The sequence below is a fragment of the Pseudoxanthomonas sp. LH2527 genome (genome assembly GCF_022539275.1).
GTDB lineage: Bacteria > Pseudomonadota > Gammaproteobacteria > Xanthomonadales > Xanthomonadaceae > Pseudoxanthomonas_A.
This window is the reverse complement of sequence record NZ_JAKZBW010000027.1, coordinates 1-25,384: the sequence shown is the minus strand read 5'-3', so window position 1 is coordinate 25,384 and position 25,384 is coordinate 1. Positions and strand designations below refer to the sequence as shown.

Genomic DNA, 25,384 nt, shown 5'->3' with positions numbered 1-25,384 from the left:
GCCTCGCGGCGGGGTTCTTGTGGTGCGGGTAGAGCGGGAAGCGGGACTTAGAAGTCCATGCCACCCATGCCGCCCATGCCACCGCCGGCCGGCATTGCCGGCTCGTCCTTCTTCGGCGCTTCGGCCACCATCGCTTCGGTGGTGATCATCAGGCCGGCGATCGAGGCGGCGTTCTGCAGGGCCGAACGCGTGACCTTGGTCGGGTCCAGGATGCCGAATTCGATCATGTCGCCGAACTCGCCGTTGGCGGCGTTGTAGCCGAAGTTGCCCGAACCGTCCTTGACGCGGTTGACGATCACCGACGGCTCTTCGCCGGCGTTGGTGACGATCTCGCGCAGCGGGGCTTCCATCGCGCGCAGGGCGATCTGGATGCCGTGGTTCTGGTCTTCGTTGGCGCCCTTCAGGGTGCCGATGGTCTGCAGCGCGCGGATCAGCGCGACGCCGCCGCCCGGGACCACGCCTTCTTCCACCGCCGCACGCGTGGCGTGCAGGGCGTCTTCGACGCGGGCCTTCTTTTCCTTCATTTCGATTTCGGTCGAGGCACCGACCTTGATCACGGCCACGCCGCCGGCCAGCTTGGCCACGCGTTCCTGCAGCTTCTCGCGGTCGTAGTCCGAAGAGGTCTCTTCGATCTGCGCCTTGATCTGCTTGATGCGCGACTGGATGCGCTCGGCGTCGCCGGCGCCGTCGATGATGGTGGTGTTCTCCTTCGAGATCACGACCTTCTTCGCACGACCCAGGTCGTTGATGGTGGCCTTCTCGAGCTGCAGGCCGACTTCCTCGGAGATCACCGTGCCGTTGGTCAGCGTGGCGATGTCTTCCAGGATGGCCTTGCGGCGGTCACCGAAGCCCGGCGCCTTGACGGCGGCGACCTTGACGATGCCACGGATGGTGTTGACCACCAGCGTGGCGAGGGCTTCGCCTTCCACTTCCTCGGCCACGATCAGCAGCGGCTTGCCGGCCTTGGCGACGCCTTCCAGCACCGGCAGCAGTTCGCGGACGTTGGAGACCTTCTTGTCGTGGATCAGGATGAAGGGGTCGTCGAATTCGACCTGCTGCGACTGCTGGTTGTTGATGAAGTACGGCGACAGGTAGCCGCGGTCGAACTGCATGCCCTCGACGACGTCGAGTTCGTTCTCCAGGCCCGAGCCCTCTTCAACCGTGATCACGCCTTCCTTGCCGACCTTCTTCATGGCCTCGGCGATGATGTCGCCGATGTTGCTGTCGGAGTTGGCCGAGATGGTGCCGACCTGGGCGATCGCCTTGTCATCGGCGGTGGGCTTGGAGAGCTTCTTCAGCTCTTCGACGGCGGCCTTCACGGCCTGGTCGATGCCGCGCTTCAGGTCCATCGGGTTCATGCCCGCGGCGACGGCCTTGGAGCCTTCGCGGATGAACGCCTGCGCCAGCACGGTGGCGGTGGTGGTGCCGTCACCGGCGTTGTCGGAGGTCTTGGACGCGACTTCCTTGACCATCTGCGCGCCCATGTTCTCGAACTTGTCGGCCAGTTCGATTTCCTTGGCGACGGAGACGCCGTCCTTGGTGATGGTGGGGGCGCCGAAGCTCTTCTCGAGCACGACGTTGCGGCCCTTCGGGCCGAGGGTGGCCTTGACGGCATTGGCGAGGATGTTCACGCCGCGCACCATGCGCGTACGGGCGTCTTCACCGAAACGGATATCTTTGGCAGCCATTGTGTGGAACTCCGGGAATGGGGAATTGAGAATCGGGAATCGTCAAAAGCGAATGCGTCGTCTGGGATCGGAGACAGGGACAAGGGAGAAACGCTTCAACGATTCCCCATTCCCCTCTCCCGATTCCCGCGCACTCAGCCGAGGATCGCGAGAACGTCGTCTTCCTTGATGATCTTGTACTCGACGCCGTCCTGCTTGTAGGCCGAACCCGAGTACTGGCCGTAGATGACCTTGTCGCCGACCTTGACCTTCGGGGCGCGCACGCCGCCGGTGGCGTCGACGAACTTGCCTTCGCCGACGGCGATGACTTCACCCTTGGTGGGCTTTTCCTTGGCGGCGTCGGGGATGATGATGCCGCCGAGGGAGGTTTCTTCGGCTTCGATCGGCTTGACCACCAGACGGTCGTACAGCGGCTTGATGTTGCTCATGTCAATCCTCTTAAGTGATTGATTGGACTAGGAAAGGGGCGGCGATGTTAGCACTCGCCTCGAGGGACTGCCAACGTCGCGGACGCAAAAACCCGGCAACGCCGGATGCCGACCGATGTTGGGCGGGTCGATCCCGCTTTCAAGGGGCGGGCGGCAAATTTTTTCGCCGCCGGGCCGGGCCGGGCGGTCTGCGATAATCGCCGGCCCATGCCCGTCTTCCTCATCCTGTCCGCTTGCCCGGACGCCGACACCGCCCAGCGGCTGGCGCGGACGCTGGTGGAAGAACGGCTGGCGGCCTGCGTCAGCCTGCTCACGGGCGTGGTGTCGACCTACCGATGGCAGGGGCAGGTGGAACAGGCCACCGAAGTCCAGCTGCTGGCCAAGACCAGCGCCGACCGGCGCGATGCGCTGATGGCGCGGCTGGCGGAACTGCACCCGTATGAACTGCCGGAGATCCTGGCGGTCGAAACCGCCGCCGGCCTTCCTGCGTATCTGGACTGGGTCGTGGCCGAAACCCGGGCCGACGCCCGCGCCCCCGAGTGACCCGATGACGCTGATCCGCACCCTGCTCGCCTGCCTGTTGCCCCTCGCCTCGCTGATCGCGCCGGCGGCGTCCGCCGCGATCACCCAGGACGACCTGCTGCCGGTGGACGAGGCCTTCGTGCTGACGGCCACCGCGCCGGCGCGCGACCGCATCGAGATCCGCTGGCAGATCACCGACGGCTACTACCTGTACCGGCACCGCACCGGCGTGGAAGCCGACGCCGGCTTCGCCGCGCAGCCGCTGCAACTGCCGAAGGGCAAGGCGTACCGCGACGAGTTCTTCGGCGACGTCGAGACCTACCGCGGCGAACTGCTCGCCACCCTGCCCGGCCGACCGACGGCGGGCGCCGACAGCGTCACGCTGAAGATCAAGTACCAGGGCTGCGCCGACGCCGGCATCTGCTACCCGCCGCAAACCCGCACGCTGAAAGTGGCGTTGCCGGCGGGCGCAGGCGAGGCCTTCGTCCCGCTGGGGGCCAGCGCCGTGACCGGTGGCCTGCTGGGCCAGAAACCGCAGGCCGGCATGGACGCCTTGCCGCTGCCGGCGGAACAGGCGTTCGCCTTCGAGGCGATCGCCTTCAACGGCAACGAACTGCTGCTGCGCTTCACCCCGGCACGCGGCTATTACGTGTATCGCGACCGCACTTCGATGGCGCTGGAAGGCGCATCGGGTGTCGCCCTGCAGGCGCCGCGCTGGCCGAAGGGCGTCCCCCACCGCGACGAGCACTTCGGTGATGTCATCGTCTACTTCGACCAGGCCGAGGTGCCGGTGCCGCTCAAGCGCGACCGCGCCGACGCGGCGGCCGCGACGCTGCGGGTGACGTTCCAGGGCTGCCAGAAGGACGGCATCTGCTATCCGCCGATGACGCGGCGGGTGAAGCTGTCGATCCCCGCCGGCACGGTCACGCCGTCCGGCACGCCCGACGTGCCCGCGCCAGCGGCTGTCCAGCCGCTGGCCACGACAGCCCCGGCGACGACCGCACCGGAAGACGCGAACACCGGCACGCGGGAGGCTGCGGCGGCGACAGTCCCCGCCGCGACCGACATCGAACGCACGCGCCCGCCCGAAGACGTGCTGGCGCGCAGCCAGCGCGGTGCCACCTCGCTGCTCGCCGCGCTGGCCCTGGCGCTGCTCGGCGGCCTGATCCTCAACCTGATGCCCTGCGTGCTGCCGATCCTGTCGCTGAAGGCGCTGTCGCTGGCCGAGAGCGGACGCGGTGACGGCGATGCCCGCCGGCGCGCGCTCTGGTACTCGGCCGGGGTGCTGGTCAGCTTCGTTGCGGTCGGCGCGCTGGCCATCGCGCTGCGGGCCGCCGGCCAGGCGCTGGGCTGGGGTTTCCAGTTGCAGCAGCCGTGGGTGGTGGGGCTGCTGGCCTACGTGATGTTCGCGGTCGGCCTGAGCCTGTCGGGCGTGTTCGCGGTCGGCCATCGGCTGGCCGGTGCCGGGCATGGGCTCGCCTCGCGCCGCGGCCCGGTCGGCGACTTCTTCACCGGCGTGCTGGCGGTGGTGGTGGCCAGCCCGTGCACCGCGCCGTTCATGGGCGTGGCGCTCGCTTACGCGTTCACCGCGCCGACGCCGCTGGCGCTGCTGGTGTTCGCGATGCTCGGCCTGGGCCTGGCCCTGCCGTTCCTGCTGATCGGCTTCGTGCCGGCGCTGGCGAACCGGCTGCCGCGGCCCGGCGCGTGGATGGACACGCTGAAGCAGGTGCTGGCCTTCCCGATGTACCTGACGGCCGTGTGGCTGCTGTGGGTGCTGGGCAAGCAGCGCGGCATCGACGCGGTGGGCCTGGCGCTGGTGGGACTGGTACTGCTGGCGCTGGGGCTGTGGTGGTTCCAGCGCGTGCGCTTCGCCGCTTCGCCGCTGCAGCGGGTGCTGGCGCTGGTGCTCGCCACCGCTGCGCTGGTGCCGCTGGCGATGGTGCACCGGTTGCCGGTGCCCTCCAGCGTCGCACCCACGGCGGAAGGCCACCTGACCTGGTCGGCGGAACGGCTGGCGGCGTTGCGTGGCGAGGGACGCATGGTCTTCGTCGACATGACGGCGGACTGGTGCGTCACCTGCAAGGCCAACGAGAAGGCCGTGCTGGACACCGACGCCTTCCGTGACCTGCTGGCCACGCACGATGCGGTGATGCTGACCGGCGACTGGACCAACGTGGACCCGGCCATCACCGCCTTCCTCGAACAGCACAAGGCGGTCGGCGTGCCGCTGTACGTGCTCTATCCGCGTGGCGGCGGCGAAGGCGAAGTGCTGCCGACCGTGCTGACCCACGAGACCATGCGCCAGGCCTTCGAGCGGGCGGCGCGATGAAGGTCACCACGCCGCGCATCCTGGCGGTCGCCGTCGTGGCCGGCGGCCTGGGCCTGCTGGCCAGCCTGTGGTTCAACGGCAATCCGCTGTGGCGGACCGGACCCGGCGAGCGCGCGCTGCACGCCGCGGTCAACGCGACCGCCCCGGCGCCGCCGGAAGGCGTCACACCGGCCGGCATCGGCGATCCCATGCCGGCGATCGCACTGCCAGGCTTGGACGGCAAGATCGTCGATCTGGCCGCCAACTACCGTGGCAAGCGCCTGCTGATCAATGTCTGGGCCAGCTGGTGCGGCCCCTGCATCGAGGAGATGCCGGAACTGCAGCGCTTTGCCACCTCGCAGGGCACCGAAGGCGTCCAGGTGGTCGGACTGGCGCTGGACACCCGTGACGGGGTGACGGATTTCCTCGGCCGGGTACCGGTCAGCTATCCGATCGTACTGGACACGCCGGGGCCGGCCGATGCCAGCGTCTGGCTGGGCAACGCCAAGGGCGTGCTGCCCTACACCGTGCTGGTGGGCGCCGACGGTCGGATCGAGCGGCAGAAGATCGGGCCGTTCCAGCATGGCGAGATCAGCGGCTGGGCGAACTAGGTTTCGGCTGGCAACGTCGCCGAAGTCGCACCCATCGCCCGACATCAGCCCTCACCGGCCCGTTCGCCCGGCATCCCACCACGACGCGCAACCGCCTGATCTGCCAGGCCGCGATGAAAAATCAAACAATCGCTTAAAACGAGGCAAACTTCGGCGAACTGGACAGCATTGCCGGGTTCAATCAGACTGCCGCCCTTCCGCTGGAGACGCGAATGGCGAAGCTGCTGGTCCTGCATGGCCCCAACCTCAATCTGCTCGGCACCCGCGAGCCGGAGGTCTACGGCCACGCGACGCTGGCGGACATCGACCTGGCGCTGACGGCGCAGGCGCAGGCGGCGGGACACCAGCTGGAAAGCTTCCAGTCCAACGCCGAACACGCCTTGGTCGACCGCATCCAGGCCGCCCGCACCGACGGCACCGCCTTCATGCTGATCAACCCGGCCGCCTTCACCCACACTTCGGTCGCGATCCGCGACGCGCTGACGGCGGTGGCCCTGCCCTTCATCGAAATCCACCTGTCCAACCCGCACAGCCGCGAACCCTTCCGCCACAGCAGCTACTTCAGCGACAAGGCGGTGGGCGTGGTCTGCGGGTTCGGCGCCGACAGCTACCGCTACGCGCTGGACGCCGCCCTGCAGCGGCTGCCCGCCTGACCTTTCTCTGGTTCCCTGCGGGGAACCGCGTTCAACCACGAGGCTCCCATGGATCTCCGCAAAATCAAGAAACTGATCGACCTGCTGGAAGAGTCGAACCTGGCCGAAATCGAGATCAAGGAAGGCGAAGAGTCCGTGCGCCTGGCGCGCACGCCCAAGGCCGGCTACGCGGCGCCGGCAGCCCCTGCGCCGGTCGCCTACGCCGAACCGCGCCCCGCCGCGCCCATGCCGATGAGCTCGCCCACCGAGGCCTCCACCGGCGGCACCGCCAAGCCCGGCAACGCCCTGCCGGACGGCCACGTGGTGCGCGCCCCGATGGTCGGCACGTTCTACGCCTCGCCGTCGCCGGACAAGCCTTCGTTCGTCGCCATCGGCCAGGCGGTGAAGGCCGGCGAGACACTGGCGATCATCGAAGCCATGAAGATGTTCAATCCCATCGAAGCCGACGTCTCCGGCACCGTGCTGTCGATCCTGGCCGAGAGCGGCCAGCCGATCGAGTTTGATCAGCCGTTGTTCGTGATCGGCTGAGGCTCGGGAATCGGGAATGGAGAATGGGGAATCGCCAAAGCGGCCGCACGAGCGGCTCGATGTGTGGCGCGACTCCATGGATCTGGTTGAGATGATCTACCGGCTCTCCGACGGATTCCCGCGTTCCGAACGATTCGGCCTGACGTCGCAATTGCGCCGCGCCGTCGTCAGCGTCCCCTCCAACATTGCGGAAGGCGCGGCACGTCGTTCCACGGCGGAATACCTGCGCTTCCCGTCGATCGCGCGAGGGTCCCTATCGGAGGCGAGCACGCAACTGCAGATCGCGCGACGACTCGGCTTCACGCAAACCACGGCCGATGCCGAACGCTTGATCGACAAGATCTTCGCCCGACTGACAGCCTTGATGAAGTCTTTGGATAACCGCGGAGAATGACGATGCGCTGCATTCTCCATTCCCGATTCCCCATTCCCAATTCCCGGCCCTAAACCATGCTCGATAAAGTCGTCATCGCCAACCGGGGTGAGATCGCGCTGCGCATCCTGCGCGCCTGCCACACCCTCGGCATCCGCACGGTCGCGGTGCATTCCACCGTCGACCGCAACCTCAAGCACGTGGCCATGGCCGACGAATCGGTCTGCATCGGTCCGGCCGCGTCGAAGGACAGCTATCTCAACATCCCGGCGATCATCGCCGCGGCCGAGGTCACCGACGCGCAGGCCATCCATCCGGGCTACGGCTTCCTGTCGGAGAACGCCGACTTCGCCGAGCGCGTGGAGCAGTCCGGCTTCATCTTCATCGGCCCGAAGGCGGACACCATCCGCATGATGGGCGACAAGGTGGAAGCCATCCGCGCCATGCAGGCCGCCGGCGTACCGTGCGTGCCCGGCAGCGGCGGCCCGCTGGGCGACGACATCGTGGCGAACACCAAGATCGCGCGCGAGATCGGCTATCCGGTCATCATCAAGGCGGCGGGCGGCGGTGGCGGTCGCGGCATGCGCGTGGTGCATGTCGAGGGCGCGCTGAAGGCGGCCATCGAGACCACCAAGTCGGAGGCCAAGGCGGCGTTCGGCAACGGCGAGGTCTACATGGAGAAGTTCCTGGAGAATCCGCGCCACGTGGAGATCCAGGTGCTCGCCGACGGCCAGGGCAATGCCATCCACCTGGGCGAGCGCGATTGCTCGATGCAGCGTCGCCACCAGAAGGTCGTGGAGGAAGCGCCGGCGCCGGGCATCAGCGAGGAACTGCGCAACGAGATCGGCAAGGTCTGCGTGGAAGCCTGCATCCGCATCGGCTACCGCGGCGCGGGCACGTTCGAGTTCCTGTTCGAGGATGGCCGCTTCTACTTCATCGAGATGAACACCCGCATCCAGGTGGAGCATCCGGTCACCGAGCGCATCACCGGCATCGACCTGGTCTGCGAACAGCTGCGCATCGCCGCCGGTCACAAGCTGAGCATCCAGCAGAGCGACATCGTGCTGCGCGGCCATGCCATCGAGTGCCGCATCAATGCGGAAGACCCGGACACCTTCATGCCGCATCCGGGCCTGATCCAGCACTTCCATCCGCCCGGCGGCCCCGGCGTGCGCGTGGACACGCACATCTACGAAGGCTACCGCGTGCCGCCGAACTACGACTCGATGATCGCCAAGCTCATCGTGCACGGCCCGGACCGCGATACCGCCATCGCCCGCATGCGCGTGGCGCTGAGCGAGATGGTCATCGACGGCATCAAGACGAATATCCCCCTGCAGCAGCGCATCATGCGCGACCAGGGCTTCCAGGCCGGCGGCCAGAACATCCACTACCTGGAAAAGCGCCTGGCCGAACGCAAGAACAAGGCGATCTCGCTGGTCTGACGCGGATCCGCATCGCCGGAAAACCGAAGGGCCGGGATGTCGCCATCCCGGCCCTTCCTGTCTGCAATGCGCAAAGACGTACGCGTTACCGCGCCGGCGCCTGCTGCGTACCCGGCACCGGCGTGGCGCCGAGCGGCGAGGAGGGATCGGTGATCCGCACCACTTCGGATGAGCCGTCGGCCCAGACCACCCGGATGGTGCTGCCCGGGGACAATGTCGAGAACGGCGTGCCGCTGCGCGCGCGGTAGAGCGCCGCGACCTGCGCCGCACCCAGGCGGCGTGCATCGTCGGGGGCGTGGATGGTCATGTGCCCCACCCGCGACAGGTCCCGGAAGCCGGGGTCGCGCGTTTCGATGACGATCGTGGCGGCCGCAGCGGCATACGCCACCACCACCAGGCCCCACACCAGGAGATTGATTCCCGGCCGCGTGCGCTTGTATTTCATCCGTCTACTCCCGTGGGGGCCAGCAAGGTGCCCACCATGTCGTCCACGTTGTCCGCACCCTGTCGCGGGACGCCGGCGTCCCGTGCGAAGGTGGTGAAGTCCTGCGATGCGTCCTGCGAGCAGATGCCGCCGTTGACGCAGTAATTGGTCATCATCGAACCGTCCGGGCTGCAGTCCATGCCCAACTGGCACGACGCGATGCGCCAGGCGATCTCGCTCAGTTCGCTGCCCGACACCTCGCCCAGCGTGTCCCGCTGTCCGCTGCCGATGGTGCCCATCACCGGCGCGATGGCGAGATAGGCGAAGGGATCTTCCGAATCGAGGACGCGCTGCACCAGGTCGCGACGGTAGTCGTCGTCTCGCTGCAGTGGCTGATCCATCGCCAGCAGCGCGGCTTCCGCCGCCAGGCTGCCGGCGCGCGCGGCCTGCGTGCGCTGGGTGATGAGGGTCGGCAACGAGAACCCATCCTGCGGCACGAAGCGGCCACAGCGCTGCTGCACGCGCTGGCGGGCGGCGACCATGGCGGTGCTGCCGGACAATTCCAGGCCGGCGATGACGCGGGTGTCCTGCGCATAACCGGCCGGATCGGCCGCGTAGCCCGCGCAATGGTCCTGCACCAGGCTCAGCAGCCACATGGCATCGGCATCGCCTGCCGCCGCCAGCGCCACCAGGTGGCGCGAATAGGCGAACAGGTCGGTGCTGTCCTCGAAGCCGCGCCGCAACGGCGACAACGCCGGCACGGCACGCACCGACGCCGGGCGCAGCACGGGCGTTGCGGAAGACGGGGAGAAAGATCGAACGGCGGGCGCGGCGCCGGCATCGACGGCCGTCGGCGCTGCATGCGGCAGCCAACCCGCCTGGCGCAGCGGCATCCACGCCAGCGCCCCCAGCAGGCCCACCAGCATCATCGGCATCAGCAGCTTCCGGGGCACGCGGCCATTATCCCGGCGCTTACCGGGGCTTTCAATGCAATGCGCGCGCGTTCACGCAACCGCTGGCGCCTTTCGTCGCGCCGCTGCGGTCCGTAGCCGCGACACGCGTGAGACAATCCCGGCCCGTTCATTTTCGCTGCGTCCGGCCATGCCTTATCTGGAACTCTCCCTGCGCTGCACCGAAGCCGAGCAGCCGCGCTACGAGAACGCACTGGATGACGTGGGCGCGCTGTCGGTCACCCTGCTGGACGCCGATGCCGATACCGGCAACGAACGCGCCATCCTTGAGCCGGGCGTCGGCGAAACCCCGCTGTGGAAGGCGCTGGTGCTGACCGCGTTGTTCGATGCGGACACCGATGCGCTGACGCTGCTGGCCGCGCTGGAGGCCTTCGATCCCGGCCTGGACTGGACGCAGGTCGGCTTCCGCAAGGTCGAGGACGAGGACTGGGAACGCGCGTGGCTGGACCAGTTCAAGCCGATGCGCTTCGGCGCACGCACCTTCATCGTGCCGTGGAATCACGCGGTGCCCGAAGACGCGGGCGACGACGCGTCGGTCGTACGCCTCGATCCCGGGCTGGCGTTCGGCTCCGGCACGCATCCCACCACCGCACTGTGCCTGCGCTGGCTCGACGCCCTGGCCGGCGAAGGCGTGCTGCAGGGACAGCGCGTGCTCGATTTCGGCTGCGGCTCCGGCATCCTCGCGCTGGCCGCCCTGAAGCTGGGCGCCGCGCAGGCCGTCGGTGTCGACAACGACCCGCAGGCGCTGCTGGCCAGCAGCGACAACGCGCAACGCAACGAGGTGGGCGCGGACTTCAGCGTCTACCTGCCCGACGACGAACCGGTGGCCACGTATCCGGTGGTGGTGGCGAACATCCTGGCCTCGGCGCTGGACGCGCTGGCCGAGATCCTCGCCGCGCGCGTGGCGCCGGGCGGCCGCATCGCACTGTCCGGCATCCTCAAGGGGCAGGAAGACGGCCTGCTGGTCCGTTACGCCGCATGGTTCGACGCGCTGTCCGCCACGCAGGACGGCGACTGGATGCGCATCGACGGCGTGCGCCGCTGACGTTGCCGGTCACAACACGCCAGCAGACGAGCGTGGTTGAATAGCGGCCATGTTCACCGCCTGCCCGCACTGCCAGTTCCTTGTCGCCCGCGACCCGCACTCGGGCGCCGTGCCGGCGGCATGTCCGCGCTGCGGCAAGCCGCTGGCGACGGCGGATGATGCGATATCGCCGGCGCCCAGCCTGGCCACGCTGCTGCACGCGACGCCGGCGAAGGCCGCACCGCAGGCGCCGGACGCGGACGTCATCACCGCCGATGCCATCGACAACGCAGCGGCAGAGGTGCCATCCGTCGAGATGGAGACGCCGCTGACGGCAGCGCCAGTGGAGGCGCCTTCACCACCGGAAGATGCCGAACACGAAGCCGTTCCGCGCGACGATGCATCCCCGCACCACGACGCAGCAGCACCCGACCCCCTTCCGTCGCCCGACACCGCACCGGCCCGCACGCCCGATGCCGCCATCGCGACTCCCGTTGCCGCACGCAAGACGACGGGTCCGCGCTTCCTGCACCGCGCACGCACCACCCCGGTGCATGCGCATCGTGCACGCGCGCTGTGGGCGGTCGTCGTCGCGCTGTCGCTGCTGCTCTGCCTGCAGGTCGTGATCGCCGATCGCGCACGGCTGGCGATGCAGGCCGGATGGCGACCGGTGGTCGTGGCGTTGTGCGGCGTGTTCCGCTGCGAGGTCCCGACCTGGCGCGAACCCGCCGCCTTCACCATGCTCAGTCGTGATGTCCGTCCCGTCCCTGGCGCGCCGGGCACCCTGCAGGCGCAGGCCACGTTCCGCAACGAAGCGCGCTGGGCGCAGGGTTGGCCGGTCATCCTGCTGACGTTGAAGGATGCCGATGGCCGCACGCTCGGCGCGCGTGCCCTGCAGCCCGAGGATTATCTGCCGGACGGTGAGACGACCACGGCCATCGGACCGGGCCAGAGCGCGCAGATGGCCGTGCGGATACGCGAACCCAGCGCCAGCGTCGTCGCGTTTTCCTTCGACTTCCGTTAAGTCCGCCGGTTCATCAAAAAGCGGATGCACGCGCCGCGATCAGGCGCTAGACTCGTCCCCCCGCCGAATACCCACAAGCACAAGGCGGGCATCTGCATCCGTAGCGCCCAGGGGATCCGATTGAACGCCGCCTCCACACGCCAGGACACGCCACGCGCCGCATCGCGTCCGCCGTTGCGCGAACACGTCGCGCATTCCGTGCGCCGCTACCTGCGCGACCTGGACGGCTGCGAAGCCGATGATGTCTACGAGATCGTGCTGCGCGAAATGGAAATCCCGCTGTTCGTGGAAGTGCTCAACCACTGCGAAGGCAACCAGAGCCGCGCCGCCGCCATGCTGGGCATCCATCGCGCCACCCTGCGCAAGAAGCTCAAGGACTACGGACTGGCCTGAGCCGTCCCGGACGCCGTGGTGCAGCGCGTTATAATTCGCGCCCCGCTCCGTCCCGCCGTCCTCCATGACCCTCGATCTCCAGCCCGTGCGTCGGGCGCTGTTGTCCGTTTCCGACAAGACCGGCCTGCTCGACCTGGCCCGCGCACTGGCCGCCCGTAATGTCGAACTGCTGTCCACCGGCGGCACCGCGAAGACATTGCGTGACGCGGGCCTGTCCGTGCGCGATGTCGCCGACGTCACCGGCTTTCCGGAAATGATGGACGGCCGCGTCAAGACCCTGCACCCGAAGGTACACGGCGGCCTGCTGGGCCGCGCTGGCACCGACGATGCGGTGATGGCCGAGCACGGCATCGGCGCCATCGACCTGCTGGTGCTGAACCTGTATCCGTTCGAGTCGGTCACCGCCAAGGCCGACTGCACGCTGGCCGATGCGGTGGAGAACATCGACATCGGCGGCCCGGCGATGCTGCGTTCGGCGGCGAAGAACTTCGCCCGCGTCGCGGTCGCCACCGAGCCCTCGCAGTACGCCGCGCTGGTCGCCGAACTCGAGGCGAACGATGGCGCGCTGTCGGCGAAAACGCGCTTCGCGCTGTCCGTCGCCGCGTTCAACCGCGTGGCGCAGTACGACGCCGCCATCAGCAACTATCTCTCCGCCGTCACCGACACCTCGTCGGACGTGCCCGTGCGCAGTGCCTTCTCTGCGCAGGCGAACGGCAGCTTCATCAAGGTCATGGACCTGCGCTACGGCGAGAATCCGCACCAGCAGGCCGCGTTCTACCGCGACCTGTATCCCGCACCCGGTTCGCTGGCGACGTTCGAGCAGTTGCAGGGCAAGGAACTGAGCTACAACAACATCGCCGACAGCGATGCGGCATGGGAATGCGTGCGCCAGTTCGATGCGCCGGCCTGCGTGATCGTCAAGCATGCCAACCCGTGCGGCGTGGCCGTCGGCGTGGCCTGCGGCGATGCCTACGAGCTCGCCTACGCCACCGACCCCACCAGCGCGTTCGGCGGCATCATCGCCTTCAACCGCACGCTGGATGCGGCGACGGCGAAGGTCATCCTGGATCGCCAGTTCGTCGAAGTGCTGATCGCGCCGGACTACGAGCCGGCCGCGCTCGACTACGCGACCAAGAAGGCCAATGTGCGCGTTCTGCGTATCCCGATGGCGCCGGTCTCGCCGGGCTTCATCGACACCAAGCGCATCGGTTCGGGCCTGTTGCTGCAGACCGCCGATGACCGCGTGGTCACGCGCGACGAACTCAAGGTCGTGACCCAGCGGGCGCCGACCGACGCGCAGTTCACCGACCTGCTGTTCGCCTGGAAGGTGGCGAAGTTCGTGAAGTCCAACGCCATCGTCTATGCGAAGGACCACCGTACCATCGGCGTGGGCGCCGGCCAGATGAGCCGCGTGTACTCGGCGCGCATCGCCGGCATCAAGGCGGCCGATGCGAACCTGGTGGTCGAGGGCTCGGTGATGGCCAGCGACGCCTTCTTCCCGTTCCGCGACGGCATCGATGCCGCGGCCGCGGCCGGCATCAAGGCGGTGATCCAGCCGGGTGGCTCGATGCGCGACGGCGAAGTGATCGCGGCCGCGGACGAGCACGGCATCGCGATGGTGTTCACCGGAGTGCGGCACTTCCGTCACTGAGGGCGCTGGCCCTCTTCGTTGCCTGCCCCTCACCGGAGCACGACCGCATGATGAACGCCCTTCGCACCGCCTCCCCCCTGCTCGTCGCGACGGGCGCCGTGTTGATGTTCGCCGGTTGCACGAACACGCAGGCTCGCCTGCAGCAAGCGCAGGCGAAAATCGCCGCCACCCTGCCCGCCCCGTATTACGAGGACCTGGTGACCGAAGCGGTGGAGGTCGACGGCAACCGCCTGGTGATGCGCATCCGCAGCCCGTCCGGCGATGCCGCCAGGACCCGCGAGGCCGTCGGCTTCGACCTGCTGAAGCAGAGCGAGCAGCGCGCGCTGTACGAGCTGTGCGCGCTGCCGGAGATCGCGCCGCTGCTCGACACCGATGCCATCCTGGTCAGGCGCTTCGTCGATCCGAAGGACGCGCCGTTCTTCGACGTCGAGCTTCCGGCGCGCGCCTGCTCGACCCCGCCGGCCGACGCGCCGGCACAGCCATGAGGAAAGCCCCTTGAAAGTCCTGGTCATCGGTGCCGGCGGTCGCGAGCACGCGCTGTCGTGGAAGCTGGCGCAGTCGCCGCGCGTGGACGAAGTGATCGTGGCGCCCGGCAACGCCGGTACCGCGACGGAAGCCAAGTGCCGCAATGTCCCGGTGAAGGTCACCGACATCGAGGGACTGCTGGCGCTCGCGCAGTCCGAAGGCGTGGGCCTGACCGTGGTCGGCCCCGAGGTACCGCTGGTGGCGGGTGTCGTGGACCGGTTCCGCCTGGCGGGACTGCGCATCTTCGGCCCCACCGCTGCCGCCGCGCAGCTGGAAGGCAGCAAGGCCTTCGCGAAGGACTTCCTGGCCCGGCACGGTATTCCGACCGCGTTCTACGCGGTGCATACCGAGGTCGATGCCGCGCTGGCCTACGTGCGCGAGAAGGGCGCACCGATCGTCATCAAGGCCGATGGCCTGGCCGCCGGCAAGGGCGTGATCGTGGCGATGACGCTGGACGACGCCGAGGCCGCCGTGCGCGACATGCTGTCCGGAAACGCATTCGGCGATGCCGGCGCGCGCGTGGTGATCGAGGAGTTCCTGGAAGGCGAAGAAGCCAGCTTCATCTCCATGGTCGACGGCACCACCGCGCTGCCGATGGCCACCAGCCAGGACCACAAGCGCGTCGGCGACGGCGACACCGGCCCCAACACCGGCGGCATGGGCGCTTACTCGCCCGCGCCGGTGGTCACGCCCGCGGTGCATGAACGCGTGATGCGCGAGGTGGTGAATCCCACCGTGCAGGGCATGATCGCCGACGGCGTGCCGTTCACCGGTTTTCTCTACGCCGGGCTGATGATCGACGACCGCGGCGCACCGAAAGTCATCGAGTTCAACGTCCGCTTCGGCGATCCGGAAACGCAGCCGGTGATGCTGCGCCTGCAGTCCGACCTGGTGGACCTGGTCGAAGCCGCCATCGACGGCCGCCTCGATGCCACCGAGGCGCAGTGGGACCCGCGCCCCTCGCTCGGCGTGGTGATGGCCGCGGCGCCGTATCCGGAGACGCCGGTGACCGGCGACGTGATCGCCGGGCTGGATGATGTCCCCGCAACCGCCAAGGTTTTCCATGCCGGCACGACGCTCGACGCCGATGGTCGCGTCATCAGTGCCGGCGGCCGCGTGCTGTGCGTCGCGGCGCTGGGCGACTCGGTATCCGACGCGCAGCGCAATGCCTATGCCGGCGTGGACAAGGTGCGCTGGACGAACGAATTCCATCGCACCGACATCGGCTGGCGCGCGATCGCGCGCGAGCGGACGGACGCCTGAGCCGCTACTCCGCCTGCGTGAAGTTCGCCGCGTGTTCGCGTGGCGCGCTGCGCAGATACTGCGGCGCGATGGCGATGCGTTCGCCCAGCGCCACGGCGGCATGCCAGGGCCAGCGCGGGTCGTAGAGGATGCCGCGCGCCAGCGCGATGGCGTCGGCCTGTTCCTGTAGCAGGATGTCCTCGGCCTGCTGCGGTTCGGTGATCAGGCCCACCGCGATCACCGGCATCGCCACCTCGCGCCTGATGGCCTCGGCGAACGGCACCTGGTAGGCCGGTCCCAGTGCAATCTTCTGCGCCGGGTGCAGGCCGCCGCTGGAGACGTGGATGAAATGGCTGCCGCGTGCGTCGAGCGCCTTCGCCAGCGCGAGGCTCTGCGCCAGGTCCCAGCCGCCCTCGACCCAGTCGGTGGCGGAGATGCGCACGCCGACCGCCATCGATGCCGGCACGGTCGCCTTGACCGCATCGAACACCTGCAGCACCAGCCGCATGCGGTTCTCCAGCGGACCGCCGTAGGCATCGTCGCGCTGGTTGCTCAACGGCGACAGGAACTGGTGCAGCAGATACCCGTGCGCGGCGTGGATCTCGATCAGGTCCAGGCCCAGTCGCACCGCGCGGCGCGCGCTGTCGGCGAAGGCCGCGACGACGGCGTCGATATCGGCCTGGTCGAGCGCCTGCGGCGGATGCTGGCCTTCGCTGTAGGCGAGCGGCGATGCCGATACCGTCTGCCACCCGTGCGGCGCATCGGGCGCGATCTGTGCACCGTGATGCTCCCACGGACGCTGCGTGGACGCCTTGCGTCCGGCGTGGGCCAGCTGCACGCCGATCGGCATCGTCGAATGGCGGCGCGTTGCCGCCAGCGCCCGCGCGAAGGCGGCCTCGGTGGTGTCGTCCCACAGGCCCAGGTCGGCCCAGCTGATGCGGCCCTCCGGCTGCACGGCCGTCGCTTCGATGATGGCCAGGCCCGCGCCCGATTGGGCGAGGTTCGGCCAATGGAAGGCGTGCCAGTCGGTGGCGCGGCCTTCTTCGGCGGAGTACTGGCACATCGGCGCAATGACGATGCGGTTGGGAAGCGACAACGGCCCCAGGGCAAGGGGCGAAAACAGGCGACTCATGGAGGAGGCAACACCGGACAACGTGGGGAGCGTCACTATCCGCCCGTCCCCACGCGCCATCAATGCCATCGACGGAACACTGTCGGGCACGCCGGCACGCACCGCCATCGCGATTTGCTAGGCTGCGCGCAACCCACGGAGGGCGCATGTCCAGCCACAGCCAGTTCTCGCTGCTGACACAACGGCGATTCCTGCCGTATTTCACCGTCCAGGCGCTGGGCGCCTTCAACGACAACGTCTACCGCCAGGCGATCATCGCCCTGCTGTTCTTCCTCGGCGCCAGCGACGGCCAGCTGTCGCTGTACGCCACGCTGGCGCCGGCAATCTTCATCCTCCCGTACTTCCTGTTCTCCGCCATCGCCGGCCAGTTCGCCGAGAAACTGGAGAAGCACCGGCTGATCGTCATCACCACGACGATGGAGATCGCGATCATGTCGCTGGCGGCGGTGGGCTTCCTGCTGCAGAACATGCCGCTGCTGCTGGTCGCGCTGTTCTGCACCGGCGTGCAGTCCACGCTGTTCGGGCCGGTGAAGTACTCGGTGCTGCCCTCGATCCTCAAGCCCGAGGAACTGACCGGCGGCAACGGCCTGGTCGAGATGGGCACGTCGATCTCGATCCTGTGCGGCATGATCGCCGGCGGCATGATCTTCCAGATCGCCGGCGCGCACGGTCCACAGGCGGCCGCCATCGCCATCGTGCTGCTCGCGGTGCTGGGCAACGTGGTGTCGCGGATGATCCCGCGCATGGACGCCGGCGCGCCCGACCTGAAAATCCGCTGGAATCCCATTCCCGAATCGCTGGCCGTGCTGCGCATGGCCAAGCAGCAGCTGGCGGTGCGCAACGCGATCCTCGGCGTGTCGTGGTTCTGGTTCTTCGGCACGCTGCTGACCTCGCAGCTGCCGGCGTACGCCAAGCTGCATCTAGGCGCGGCGGACGGCTCGTCGACGCTGTACGTGTTCGCGCTGGCGCTGTTCTCGATCGGTACCGGCGTCGGGTCGCTGCTGTGCGAACGGCTGTCGGGCCGCACCGTCGAGATCGGCCTGGTACCGGTGGGCGCGCTGGGCATGACCGCGTTCCTGCTGGATCTCTATTTCGCCAGGCCGGGCGCGGCGCCGGCCACCGGCCTGGGCGTGGCCGAGTTCGTGCGCCAGGCCGGCAGCGTGCGGATCATGATCGACCTGGTCGGCATCGGCATGTTCGCCGGCATCTTCGTGGTGCCGCTGTTCGCACTGATCCAGAGCCGCACGGAGAATTCGCGGATGGCGCGCGTGTTCGCTGCGCTCAACATCCAGAACTCCGGCTTCATCGTGCTGGCGGCGCTGGTGGGACTGGCGCTGCACGCGCTGGGCTGGAGCGGGCCGCAGATCTTCCTGGCGCTGGCCATCGCCAATGCGCTGGTCGCGATCTGGATCTTCACGATCGTGCCCGAATTCCTGATGCGCTTCCTCAGCTGGCTGCTGGTGCGCGCGCTGTACCGGCTGCGCCTGCACGGTATCGAGAAGCATGTGCCGGACGAAGGCCCGGCGCTGATCGTCTGCAACCATGTCAGCTACATGGACGCGCTGATCCTGGCCGCGACCATTCCAAGGCCGGTGCGCTTCGTCATGTACTACAAAATCTTCCAGATCCCGGTGATGAGCTGGATCTTCCGTACCGCCAAGGCCATTCCGATCGCCGGCGCGCGGGAGAATCCGGAACTGATGCAGCGCGCGTTCGAGGAGATCGATGCGGCGCTGGCGGCGGGCGAGATCGTCGGCATCTTCCCGGAGGGCGCGTTGACCAAGGATGGCGAGATCGCGGCGTTCAAGTCCGGCGTGGAGAAGATCCTGGAACGACGCCCGGTGCCGGTGGTGCCGATGGCGCTGAAGGGCATGTGGACCAGCATGTGGAGCCATCGCGACAACCGGATGGGGCGCATGCGCGTACCGCGCCGGTTCCGTGCGCACGTGGAGGTGGTGGCGGGCGAGCCGATGGACGGCGCGTCCGTGGATGCGGACGTGCTGGAAGCGAAGGTGCGTGCGCTGCGTGGCGATGCGGCCTGATGCTTCCGCAGCGTCGCGTTACCGGCTAGGCTGACCGCAGGGGCCATCACTTCTCGCACTGCCGCAGGCGTCGGTGGCCCCGCCCTGTCGCCCGTTTCCGCGAGAACCGCATGAGCACGCTCCCGCCCTCCACGCAAGGTCCGTACGTCCCCAACCATCTGGTGTGGGCGATCCTCGCCACGCTGTTCTGCTGCCTGCCGCTGGGTATCGTCTCCATCGTGTTCGCCGCGCAGGTCGACGGCAAGCGCGCGGCGGGCGATCTGGCCGGCGCGCAGGAGGCGTCGCGCAAGGCATTGAACTGGGCGATCGTGTCCGCGCTGATCGCCCCGATCCTGATCGCGCTGTGGTTCTTTTTGTTCGGCGGTCTGGCACTATTGGGCAGCCTGAGCGGCATGTAGGCCGACTCGCCCCTCTTCCATCCCTGCACAAGGAAAGCCTGCATGAGCGCCGTACCTCCCATGCCCCCGTCGTCTGCCGCACCGGGCAGCGTCCCCAACCATCTTGCATGGGCCATCATCTCCACGGTGCTGGCCACCTGCCTGTGCTGCCCGCTGGGTCTGATCGGCATCGTCGCGATCGTGTTCTCGTCGCAGGTCAACGGCAAGCTCAATCAGGGCGACCTGGAAGGCGCGCGCCGCGCGTCCGCCAACGCCAAGACCTGGTGCTGGGTGGCCACCGCGTTCGCCATCATCGGCCTGCTGCTCAACATCGTGGTGCTGGCCACCGGCGGCATGGAGCAGTACATGGAGATGATGCAGCAGATGCAGCAGATGCAGTGATCGCACTGCGTCCCCTGCACTATGTGGCATTGACGGCGGCGGCCCTGGTGGCCGCCGTCGGCGTCTGGCTGCTGCTGAAGTTCGATCCCAATGCGGCCGACAGCCCGTTTCCGGGCTGCATGTTCCGCGCACTGACCGGATATTTCTGCGTCGGCTGCGGCCTGACGCGTGCGCTGCATGCGCTGGTCCATGGCGACCTGCCGCGCGCATTCGCGATGAATCCGCTGGGCGTGCTGCTGCTTCCCGCCATTCCGATGATGATCGCGCACGGCCAGGGGTGGCGGCCCCGCGCGCTGCAGCCGGTGATGCGCGTGTTGCTGGCGCCGAAATTCTGGCTGGTGCTGTTGCCGGCGTACTGGCTCGCGCGCAACCTGCCGTGGTTCCCCTTCACGCTGCTCGCGCCAGGCTGACGACGCGACGGCCGGGCACTCAGCTGACCCAACCCCCGATCACGAACAACGCCAGTACCGCCATCCACAGCAGCAGGATGCGCCAGACCAGGCTCATCGCATCGCGCAGTTCGGGCAGGTCGCGCATGGCCTGCACCATGCCTTCTTCCGCGTACTCCTCGGCTTCTTCCGCCAGTTCGACGCGCACGCTGGCGCGGGCGACGTGGGCAAGGAATCCGGTATCCAGGCGGAAGCGCGTGCCGCCGGCCTCGCGCCAGGCGGAGAACACCGTGTCGAAGTTGCCTACCAGCGCCATCGCCAGCGTCATCAGTTGCGCGACCGGCCAGTCCAGCGCGGTCTTCAACGCGCGCGCGCCGGCACGGTTCTGTTCGGGCAGGTCCAGCGCGGCGGCACTCTGCGCGGCGAGCCGATAGAGGATCGCCCCGACCGGGCCGAGCAGCAGGAACCAGAACAGCACGCCGAACCAGCGTTGCAGTGCGTTGGCGAACACGGACTCGACCAGGGCGGGACCGTCCAGCGCCGCGCCTTCCCCTGTCAGTCCGAGACGCGCGATCGCCGCACGGCGGGTCGGCGCGTCGTGCGCATCGATCACGGCTTCGACGTCGAGATCGAGGTCGCGGGGACCCCACGCGTAGACCAGGATCGCGATATCGAACAGCAGGCCGACCAGCCCGTAGACCAGGCCATCCAGCAGCCATTGCACCAGCGCGACCACCAGCAGCACCGGCACCAGCGCCAGCGCGATGCCGTAGCGCCCGCGCCAGACATCGCCTGCGGCCTCGCCCAGCCAATGCAGCCATGCGCTGTACCAGTGGTAATGCCGCCACGCGGCGACCAGCGTGGGCGCGACGTGGCCAAGCACCAGCGCAAGCACGACGGCAACGAGCGTGATCGACATGCGGTTCCTCCGGAGCCGGATTCTAGCGCGGCGGCTTGTTAACGCCCGGTCCCGGCGAGCACGGGTCCGCGGCGTGCGCGCATGCCGGCATGCCAGTGCTCGATCAGCGCGCGCGCGATCGAGATAGTGGGTGACAGCAGCAGGCCTTCGCCGTCATCGTCGCCTTCGCGGGCGAGTGCGGCATCGATCTCGTCGAACGTGAACCAGCGTGCATCCTCCAGTTCGCCATCGACCTGGGGGGCGTCCGGTTCGGCCTCGGCGCAGAAACCGAGCATCAAGGCACCGGGGAACGGCCACGGCTGCGAGCCGAGGTAGCGGCACGCGCGTACGCGCACCTGCGTCTCCTCGAGCACTTCGCGCGTGACCGTCTGCTCCAGCGTCTCGCCCGGTTCCACGAAACCAGCGACCACCGAGTACCGGCGTGCGGGCCAAGAGGCCTGCCGGCCCAGCAGCAGCCGCTCGCCGTCGCTGACGGCGACGATGACGGCCGGGTCGACACGCGGATAGTGGTCCTTGCCGCATTGCGTGCAATGCGCGGTGTAGCCGGCGCGGCGGAAGGTGATGTCGCCGCCGCAGGCGCTGCAGAAGCGGGTGGACGACTGCCAGTGCAGCAGCGCGCGCGCCATCGCGAAGACGCCGGACTCGAACGCAGGCCAGGTGGCGGCGGCGCGGCGCAGGTCGCGCCAGGCCGGCGCGTCCACCGCATGATGCCGGGCATGCGCGGCGAACCACGCCACGCCGTCCCGCAACCCCAGGAACAGGCTGGCGCCGGGGCCGCCTCCCAGCGAAGCGCCTGCAACGGCCAACAGCGCACCGTCGGCATGCGTGAGCGCACGTCCTTCGTCGTCGAGCACCATCACGCGCGCGGACGGCCACAGGCGCGCGAGCGCTTCGGCGTCGTCACGCAGCGCATCAGCGCGGTCCAGCGTATCGCCCGCGAAGGCAAAGCCGGACAGCGGCGCGGAGAGGGAATCGGGACCTGTCACGGAACGCGGCAGGCCGGACGTCACATGCTGAAACTGCTGCCGCAGCCGCAGGTGGTCTTGGCGTTCGGGTTGCGGATGACGAACTGCGCGCCCTGCAGGCTCTCGCTGTAATCCACTTCCGCCCCCATCAGGTACTGCAGGCTCAGCGGATCGACCAGCAACGAGACGCCATCGGTGTCGACGGCGACGTCGTCATCGGCGCGGTTCTCGTCGAATTCGAAGCCGTACTGGAAGCCGGAACAGCCGCCGCCCTGGATGTAGACGCGCAGGGCCAGGGAGTCGCTGCCTTCTTCCTGGATCAACTCGCGCACCTTCGCCGCCGCGGCGGGCGTGAAGTTCAGCGGGCGGTCGATGGACTGGTAGTCGGGCGCGGCCGCCGCGGTGGGCAGGGAAACAACGGTGGTCATGCGGCAAGGATGGGGGCTGGCGGAAGGCAGTTCAAGCTCAACGCGTCGCGGCGCCCTCGCCGGCGCCTTCCTTGGCCGTGGCCTGCGCCCAGGGAAACGACTGTTCCACGGCGGCACCGCGCTGCGGCACCACGCGGGCGATGACGCGGACCGGCTTGAAGCCCGGCGGCAGCAGCAGATCGCCCTCGACCTGCTGGAAGTACTTGAAGGAGTACGGCACGCCCGGCGCATTCGGCTGCTGGCGCAGGTCCGACCAGCCCAACCGGCGCAGCTTGCCGGCTTCGGTGCCTTCCACCGACACCAGCAGGCGACCGGCGTTCACCGCGCCGCGATTGAGGTTCTGGGTGAGGGTGGCGGTGAAGTGCCAGGCCTGCTCGTCCTGCGGCTGCAGGATCAGCTCGTGCACGGAAAGACCCCGGCGCTGGGCGGTGGCGCCGACGAAGCGCTCGTAGAAGGCGACATCGGCACGCAGGCCGGCCACTTCCTCGTCGCGCTCGGCCAGCGCCGCCTGCAGGTCGCGGTTGGCATCGCGACTGATCTGGTCGGAGCGCGACAGCGTGGCGACCTGCTGTTCCAGCGATTCGATGCGTTGCTGCTGGCTGCGCATCTGGGCCGGCGTGGGGCCCTCGTAGGCGGCTCCGGCCACGGCGTGCCACAGGGCCCAGCCCGCCGTCGCCAGCACCACGATCACCACCACGATGGCGATGACCGGCCCCCGCTTGAAGCGGGGCGGCGGCACGGTCGGCGGGAGGGGCCTGGCGTTCATGGCCGCAGGATAGCGCGGCCGTTCCCAGCGGGCTCTGAATGGCGCCGTCAGGCGTCGGCGGTGGCCCAGGCCTCAGGCGCTGCCGCCTGATGCTCGCCGTGGCCTGCCGACACCGCGTCCGCATGCACCAGGCGGCCGGTCAGCTGCGCGCCCGCGCTCATCTCGACGACCTTGTAGTGCAGGTTGCCCTGCACGCGGGCCTTGGGGGCCAGTTCGATGCGTTCGAGCGCGTGGACGTCGCCGGTCATGCGGCCGTTGATCACCACCACCGGCACCTGCACCTCGCCTTCGATGCTGCCCTGCTCGGCCAGCGTCAGCACGGCGCGCTCGCCGGCTTCGGCGATCACCTTGCCCTGGATATGGCCTTCCACGTACAGGCCGCCACTGAACACCACGTCGCCGCGGATGGTGACCTGCGGGCCGATCAGGGTGTCGATGGCGCCCACGTCGGGACGGATGGGCTTGGTCTTGAACATGTCACTTGCCTCCTGCGGCTGTGGCGGTCTTCCAGTCGAGGGCCTGCTCCACCGCGGCATCTTCGCCGTGCAGGGACACCTTGACGCGCTGCGGGGTGAAATCGGGCGGCAGCATCACGTTGCCATCCAACTGCTGGAAATATCGGAAGGAATACGCCTGCGCCGGCGCGCTGCGCTGCTGGTGCAGTTCGTCCCACTGCACGGCGGCCAGCTTGCCCGCACGCACGCCTTCGACGGTGAAGCGCATCTGGCCCTCGCTGATCGCCCCGCGGTTCATCGTCTGCGTCAGCATGATCTGGTAACGCCAGGTGCCGCCGGCCTCGGGCACGAACTCGGCCACGTGCACGGTCAGGCCCTTGCGCTGGCCGGTCGAACCGACCAGGCGCTCGTAGAAGGCGATGTCGGCCCGCAGCGCGGCGATTTCCTCGTCGCGCTCGGCCAGCGCCTCCTGCACTTCGGCGTTGGCGGCACGGCTGATCTGGTCGGAGCGGGCGAGCGTGGATTCGCGCTGGCGCAGGGTGTTCAACTCTGTCTGCACCGCCTTGATGCCGCGCTCGGCATGCTCGCGCGCGGCGTCGGCCTGCGCCAGCCGCGGCGCGGCCGTATGGGTGGCCGCCCACCACACGCCGGCCACGCTGAGCACCCAGGCCAGCCCGAAGAAGAGCGAGGTGCCGCGACGGCGGACGGCCGCATCGCGCGGCACGATCCGGAAGCGGGAAGAAACAGGCGCAGCCATGACGGACAAGCGGCGGACGGCGCTCAGCCGGCAGCCAGACGGGACCCCTATACTCGCCGCAGTGGCGCGAGCCCCAGAGTCTAACGGGAGTGGCCGGGATGTCCGAAGCGCATCTGTTCGTAATTGGGATCCTGTTGGCATGGATGGCCGGGATCCGCGTCTACCTCACGGTCTTCGGCGTCGGCCTGGCCGGCGCGCTGGGCTGGCTCGACCTGCCGCCCGCGCTGCAGGCGACCGAGTCCTGGTGGGTGCTGGGCACGTCCGGGGCGCTGGCACTGACCGAGTTCTTCGCTGACAAGATCCCCGGCGTGGACTCGGGCTGGGACCTGCTGCAGACGCTGGCGCGCGTACCGGCCGGCGCCTTCCTCGCTGCGGCCACCCTCTCGCCGGACGGCCAGCTCAGCGGCGGCGTGCTGGCGGCCGGCGCCGGCGTGGCACTGACCAGCCACGTGCTGAAGAGCGGCACCCGTGCGCTGATGAACACCTCCCCGGAGCCGGTCAGCAACTGGGCCGCCTCGATCACCGAGGACGCCGTGGTGGTGGGCGGGCTGGCGTTGGCCTTTGCGCACCCCTGGATTGCGTTGTGTCTGGTGATCGGCGCGTCGCTGCTGATCGCCGTCGCCGTGTGGTGGGTCTGGCGCAAGGTGACGCGCGGATTGAAGCGGCTGCTGCAGACCGCGCCTCCGGTGCACGCACCACCGCCGGCTTCCGGCCCGTGACAGGCGCGCGTGCATCGGGGATCATGGCTCTGCCTCGGCCGTGAACTTCATCGCATAATGGGGCTCAGCTTGGGGAAGCCTGATGTCCACCGTCGATTCCACGTCCCGCCCGCAGGATGAGCCCTCACGCTCGCGCCTGCGCGCAGAAACTCCACCGGCGCATTACTGGCGCCGCTGGGTGGACGACGCCGCCCCCGCGGATGCAGCGGATGCGCCCGCCGCC

Annotated in this window: 28 protein-coding genes and 1 pseudogene; 18 read left to right on the top strand and 11 right to left on the bottom strand. The window is 68.7% G+C overall.

Annotated elements, in window-relative coordinates:
• Positions 1–47 precede the first annotated feature (47 nt).
• Positions 48–1,688 (bottom strand): chaperonin GroEL, encoded by a 1,641-nt coding sequence (gene groL, locus MMG85_RS14480; RefSeq protein ID WP_055939743.1) that lies wholly within the window; start codon positions 1,686–1,688, stop codon positions 48–50.
• A 134-nt stretch (positions 1,689–1,822) separates the two neighbouring features.
• Positions 1,823–2,116: a co-chaperone GroES gene (locus MMG85_RS14475; protein WP_055939741.1), complete on the bottom strand. Its 294-nt coding sequence runs from the start codon at positions 2,114–2,116 to the stop codon at positions 1,823–1,825.
• A gap of 207 nt (positions 2,117–2,323) precedes the next feature.
• Between MMG85_RS14475 and cutA the strand changes: the two genes are divergently transcribed.
• The 7 genes from cutA (at position 2,324) to accC (ending at position 8,556) form a co-directional block, all read left to right on the top strand.
• The gene (gene cutA, locus MMG85_RS14470) at positions 2,324–2,659 is read left to right on the top strand and encodes a divalent-cation tolerance protein CutA (protein ID WP_241046657.1); all 336 of its coding nucleotides are present in this window, start codon (positions 2,324–2,326) and stop codon (positions 2,657–2,659) included.
• 4 nt (positions 2,660–2,663) lie between these two features.
• Entirely contained in the window at positions 2,664–4,967 is a 2,304-nt protein-coding gene (locus MMG85_RS14465; protein WP_241046656.1) for a protein-disulfide reductase DsbD, read from the top strand.
• Positions 4,964–5,557 carry a TlpA disulfide reductase family protein gene (locus MMG85_RS14460; protein ID WP_241046655.1) on the top strand — a complete coding sequence of 198 codons (594 nt, stop codon included), beginning with the start codon at positions 4,964–4,966 and terminating at the stop codon, positions 5,555–5,557. Before MMG85_RS14465 ends, MMG85_RS14460 begins: the two co-directional genes overlap by 4 nt.
• 212 nt (positions 5,558–5,769) lie before the next feature.
• Positions 5,770–6,210 (top strand): type II 3-dehydroquinate dehydratase, encoded by a 441-nt coding sequence (aroQ, locus tag MMG85_RS14455; protein ID WP_241046654.1) that lies wholly within the window; start codon positions 5,770–5,772, stop codon positions 6,208–6,210.
• A 48-nt stretch (positions 6,211–6,258) separates the two neighbouring features.
• Entirely contained in the window at positions 6,259–6,738 is a 480-nt protein-coding gene (accB, locus tag MMG85_RS14450; protein ID WP_241046653.1) for an acetyl-CoA carboxylase biotin carboxyl carrier protein, read from the top strand.
• Positions 6,739–6,754: 16 nt separating this feature from the next.
• Complete coding sequence (locus MMG85_RS14445; RefSeq protein WP_241046652.1) at positions 6,755–7,132, top strand: four helix bundle protein; 378 nt, start codon at positions 6,755–6,757, stop codon at positions 7,130–7,132.
• 56 nt (positions 7,133–7,188) lie between these two features.
• A complete protein-coding gene (gene accC / locus MMG85_RS14440; RefSeq protein WP_241046651.1) occupies positions 7,189–8,556 on the top strand; it encodes an acetyl-CoA carboxylase biotin carboxylase subunit in 1,368 nt (455 codons plus the stop codon).
• An 85-nt stretch (positions 8,557–8,641) separates the two neighbouring features.
• Here the strand turns inward: accC and MMG85_RS14435 are convergent, their stop codons facing one another.
• Positions 8,642–9,001: a hypothetical protein gene (locus MMG85_RS14435; protein WP_055939727.1), complete on the bottom strand. Its 360-nt coding sequence runs from the start codon at positions 8,999–9,001 to the stop codon at positions 8,642–8,644.
• A complete protein-coding gene (locus MMG85_RS14430) occupies positions 8,998–9,933 on the bottom strand; it encodes a hypothetical protein (protein ID WP_241046650.1) in 936 nt (311 codons plus the stop codon). Before MMG85_RS14430 ends, MMG85_RS14435 begins: the two co-directional genes overlap by 4 nt.
• Before the next feature lie 148 nt (positions 9,934–10,081).
• Between MMG85_RS14430 and prmA the strand changes: the two genes are divergently transcribed.
• The 6 genes from prmA (at position 10,082) to purD (ending at position 15,831) form a co-directional block, all read left to right on the top strand.
• Complete coding sequence (gene prmA, locus MMG85_RS14425; protein ID WP_241046649.1) at positions 10,082–10,996, top strand: 50S ribosomal protein L11 methyltransferase; 915 nt, start codon at positions 10,082–10,084, stop codon at positions 10,994–10,996.
• Positions 10,997–11,045: 49 nt separating this feature from the next.
• Positions 11,046–11,999 carry a DUF3426 domain-containing protein gene (locus MMG85_RS14420; protein ID WP_241046648.1) on the top strand — a complete coding sequence of 318 codons (954 nt, stop codon included), beginning with the start codon at positions 11,046–11,048 and terminating at the stop codon, positions 11,997–11,999.
• 120 nt (positions 12,000–12,119) lie between these two features.
• A complete protein-coding gene (fis, locus tag MMG85_RS14415) occupies positions 12,120–12,392 on the top strand; it encodes a DNA-binding transcriptional regulator Fis (protein WP_055939724.1) in 273 nt (90 codons plus the stop codon).
• Between the two features lie 64 nt (positions 12,393–12,456).
• Positions 12,457–14,043: a bifunctional phosphoribosylaminoimidazolecarboxamide formyltransferase/IMP cyclohydrolase gene (gene purH, locus MMG85_RS14410; protein ID WP_241046647.1), complete on the top strand. Its 1,587-nt coding sequence runs from the start codon at positions 12,457–12,459 to the stop codon at positions 14,041–14,043.
• A 47-nt stretch (positions 14,044–14,090) separates the two neighbouring features.
• Positions 14,091–14,528 (top strand): hypothetical protein, encoded by a 438-nt coding sequence (locus MMG85_RS14405; protein ID WP_241046646.1) that lies wholly within the window; start codon positions 14,091–14,093, stop codon positions 14,526–14,528.
• Positions 14,529–14,538: 10 nt separating this feature from the next.
• Complete coding sequence (gene purD, locus MMG85_RS14400) at positions 14,539–15,831, top strand: phosphoribosylamine--glycine ligase (RefSeq protein WP_241046645.1); 1,293 nt, start codon at positions 14,539–14,541, stop codon at positions 15,829–15,831.
• Between the two features lie 4 nt (positions 15,832–15,835).
• Here purD and MMG85_RS14395 read toward each other — a convergent pair whose 3' ends face one another.
• Entirely contained in the window at positions 15,836–16,963 is a 1,128-nt protein-coding gene (locus MMG85_RS14395; protein ID WP_241046644.1) for an NADH:flavin oxidoreductase/NADH oxidase, read from the bottom strand.
• Between the two features lie 125 nt (positions 16,964–17,088).
• Between MMG85_RS14395 and MMG85_RS14390 the strand changes: the two genes are divergently transcribed.
• The 4 genes from MMG85_RS14390 to MMG85_RS14375 all read left to right on the top strand — a co-directional run bounded on the left by MMG85_RS14390 (position 17,089) and on the right by MMG85_RS14375 (position 20,173).
• A complete protein-coding gene (locus MMG85_RS14390; protein ID WP_241046643.1) occupies positions 17,089–18,984 on the top strand; it encodes an MFS transporter in 1,896 nt (631 codons plus the stop codon).
• A gap of 110 nt (positions 18,985–19,094) precedes the next feature.
• Positions 19,095–19,382: a CD225/dispanin family protein gene (locus MMG85_RS14385; protein ID WP_241046642.1), complete on the top strand. Its 288-nt coding sequence runs from the start codon at positions 19,095–19,097 to the stop codon at positions 19,380–19,382.
• Positions 19,383–19,424: 42 nt separating this feature from the next.
• A complete protein-coding gene (locus MMG85_RS14380; RefSeq protein WP_241046641.1) occupies positions 19,425–19,763 on the top strand; it encodes a CD225/dispanin family protein in 339 nt (112 codons plus the stop codon).
• A complete protein-coding gene (locus tag MMG85_RS14375) occupies positions 19,763–20,173 on the top strand; it encodes a DUF2752 domain-containing protein (RefSeq protein WP_241046684.1) in 411 nt (136 codons plus the stop codon). The genes MMG85_RS14380 and MMG85_RS14375 overlap by 1 nt, the downstream gene beginning before the upstream one ends.
• 19 nt (positions 20,174–20,192) lie before the next feature.
• Here the strand turns inward: MMG85_RS14375 and MMG85_RS14370 are convergent, their stop codons facing one another.
• The 6 genes and pseudogenes from MMG85_RS14370 to MMG85_RS14345 all read right to left on the bottom strand — a co-directional run bounded on the left by MMG85_RS14370 (position 20,193) and on the right by MMG85_RS14345 (position 24,442).
• Positions 20,193–21,071 carry a hypothetical protein gene (locus MMG85_RS14370; RefSeq protein WP_241046640.1) on the bottom strand — a complete coding sequence of 293 codons (879 nt, stop codon included), beginning with the start codon at positions 21,069–21,071 and terminating at the stop codon, positions 20,193–20,195.
• A 38-nt stretch (positions 21,072–21,109) separates the two neighbouring features.
• Positions 21,110–22,057 carry an NAD(+) diphosphatase gene (gene nudC, locus MMG85_RS14365; RefSeq protein WP_241046639.1) on the bottom strand — a complete coding sequence of 316 codons (948 nt, stop codon included), beginning with the start codon at positions 22,055–22,057 and terminating at the stop codon, positions 21,110–21,112.
• 20 nt (positions 22,058–22,077) lie between these two features.
• A complete protein-coding gene (erpA, locus tag MMG85_RS14360; RefSeq protein ID WP_241046638.1) occupies positions 22,078–22,464 on the bottom strand; it encodes an iron-sulfur cluster insertion protein ErpA in 387 nt (128 codons plus the stop codon).
• 37 nt (positions 22,465–22,501) lie between these two features.
• Positions 22,502–23,230 carry a DUF6776 family protein gene (locus MMG85_RS14355; protein WP_241046637.1) on the bottom strand — a complete coding sequence of 243 codons (729 nt, stop codon included), beginning with the start codon at positions 23,228–23,230 and terminating at the stop codon, positions 22,502–22,504.
• A gap of 119 nt (positions 23,231–23,349) precedes the next feature.
• Positions 23,350–23,706, bottom strand: a pseudogene (locus tag MMG85_RS14350) (polymer-forming cytoskeletal protein); the annotation flags it as partial.
• A 1-nt stretch (position 23,707) separates the two neighbouring features.
• Positions 23,708–24,442: a DUF6776 family protein gene (locus MMG85_RS14345; protein WP_241046636.1), complete on the bottom strand. Its 735-nt coding sequence runs from the start codon at positions 24,440–24,442 to the stop codon at positions 23,708–23,710.
• Positions 24,443–24,540: 98 nt separating this feature from the next.
• Here MMG85_RS14345 and MMG85_RS14340 point away from each other — a divergent pair, with 98 nt between their 5' ends.
• Positions 24,541–25,161 carry a DUF4126 domain-containing protein gene (locus MMG85_RS14340; RefSeq protein ID WP_241046635.1) on the top strand — a complete coding sequence of 207 codons (621 nt, stop codon included), beginning with the start codon at positions 24,541–24,543 and terminating at the stop codon, positions 25,159–25,161.
• The last annotated feature ends 223 nt before the right edge of the window (positions 25,162–25,384 follow it).

Bases quoted from the DNA above. Each gene is read 5' to 3' on its own strand.
- groL (WP_055939743.1), bottom strand. From the start codon at position 1,688: ATGGCTGCCAAAGATATCCGTTTCGGTGAAGACGCCCGTACGCGCATG.
- MMG85_RS14475 (WP_055939741.1), bottom strand. From the start codon at position 2,116: ATGAGCAACATCAAGCCGCTGTACGACCGTCTGGTGGTCAAGCCGATC.
- cutA (WP_241046657.1), top strand. From the start codon at position 2,324: ATGCCCGTCTTCCTCATCCTGTCCGCTTGCCCGGACGCCGACACCGCC.
- MMG85_RS14465 (WP_241046656.1), top strand. From the start codon at position 2,664: ATGACGCTGATCCGCACCCTGCTCGCCTGCCTGTTGCCCCTCGCCTCG.
- MMG85_RS14460 (WP_241046655.1), top strand. From the start codon at position 4,964: ATGAAGGTCACCACGCCGCGCATCCTGGCGGTCGCCGTCGTGGCCGGC.
- aroQ (WP_241046654.1), top strand. From the start codon at position 5,770: ATGGCGAAGCTGCTGGTCCTGCATGGCCCCAACCTCAATCTGCTCGGC.
- accB (WP_241046653.1), top strand. From the start codon at position 6,259: ATGGATCTCCGCAAAATCAAGAAACTGATCGACCTGCTGGAAGAGTCG.
- MMG85_RS14445 (WP_241046652.1), top strand. From the start codon at position 6,755: ATGGAGAATGGGGAATCGCCAAAGCGGCCGCACGAGCGGCTCGATGTG.
- accC (WP_241046651.1), top strand. From the start codon at position 7,189: ATGCTCGATAAAGTCGTCATCGCCAACCGGGGTGAGATCGCGCTGCGC.
- MMG85_RS14435 (WP_055939727.1), bottom strand. From the start codon at position 9,001: ATGAAATACAAGCGCACGCGGCCGGGAATCAATCTCCTGGTGTGGGGC.
- prmA (WP_241046649.1), top strand. From the start codon at position 10,082: ATGCCTTATCTGGAACTCTCCCTGCGCTGCACCGAAGCCGAGCAGCCG.
- MMG85_RS14420 (WP_241046648.1), top strand. From the start codon at position 11,046: ATGTTCACCGCCTGCCCGCACTGCCAGTTCCTTGTCGCCCGCGACCCG.
- purH (WP_241046647.1), top strand. From the start codon at position 12,457: ATGACCCTCGATCTCCAGCCCGTGCGTCGGGCGCTGTTGTCCGTTTCC.
- MMG85_RS14405 (WP_241046646.1), top strand. From the start codon at position 14,091: ATGATGAACGCCCTTCGCACCGCCTCCCCCCTGCTCGTCGCGACGGGC.
- MMG85_RS14390 (WP_241046643.1), top strand. From the start codon at position 17,089: ATGTCCAGCCACAGCCAGTTCTCGCTGCTGACACAACGGCGATTCCTG.
- MMG85_RS14385 (WP_241046642.1), top strand. From the start codon at position 19,095: ATGAGCACGCTCCCGCCCTCCACGCAAGGTCCGTACGTCCCCAACCAT.
- MMG85_RS14380 (WP_241046641.1), top strand. From the start codon at position 19,425: ATGAGCGCCGTACCTCCCATGCCCCCGTCGTCTGCCGCACCGGGCAGC.
- MMG85_RS14370 (WP_241046640.1), bottom strand. From the start codon at position 21,071: ATGTCGATCACGCTCGTTGCCGTCGTGCTTGCGCTGGTGCTTGGCCAC.
- erpA (WP_241046638.1), bottom strand. From the start codon at position 22,464: ATGACCACCGTTGTTTCCCTGCCCACCGCGGCGGCCGCGCCCGACTAC.
- MMG85_RS14355 (WP_241046637.1), bottom strand. From the start codon at position 23,230: ATGAACGCCAGGCCCCTCCCGCCGACCGTGCCGCCGCCCCGCTTCAAG.
- MMG85_RS14345 (WP_241046636.1), bottom strand. From the start codon at position 24,442: ATGGCTGCGCCTGTTTCTTCCCGCTTCCGGATCGTGCCGCGCGATGCG.
- MMG85_RS14340 (WP_241046635.1), top strand. From the start codon at position 24,541: ATGTCCGAAGCGCATCTGTTCGTAATTGGGATCCTGTTGGCATGGATG.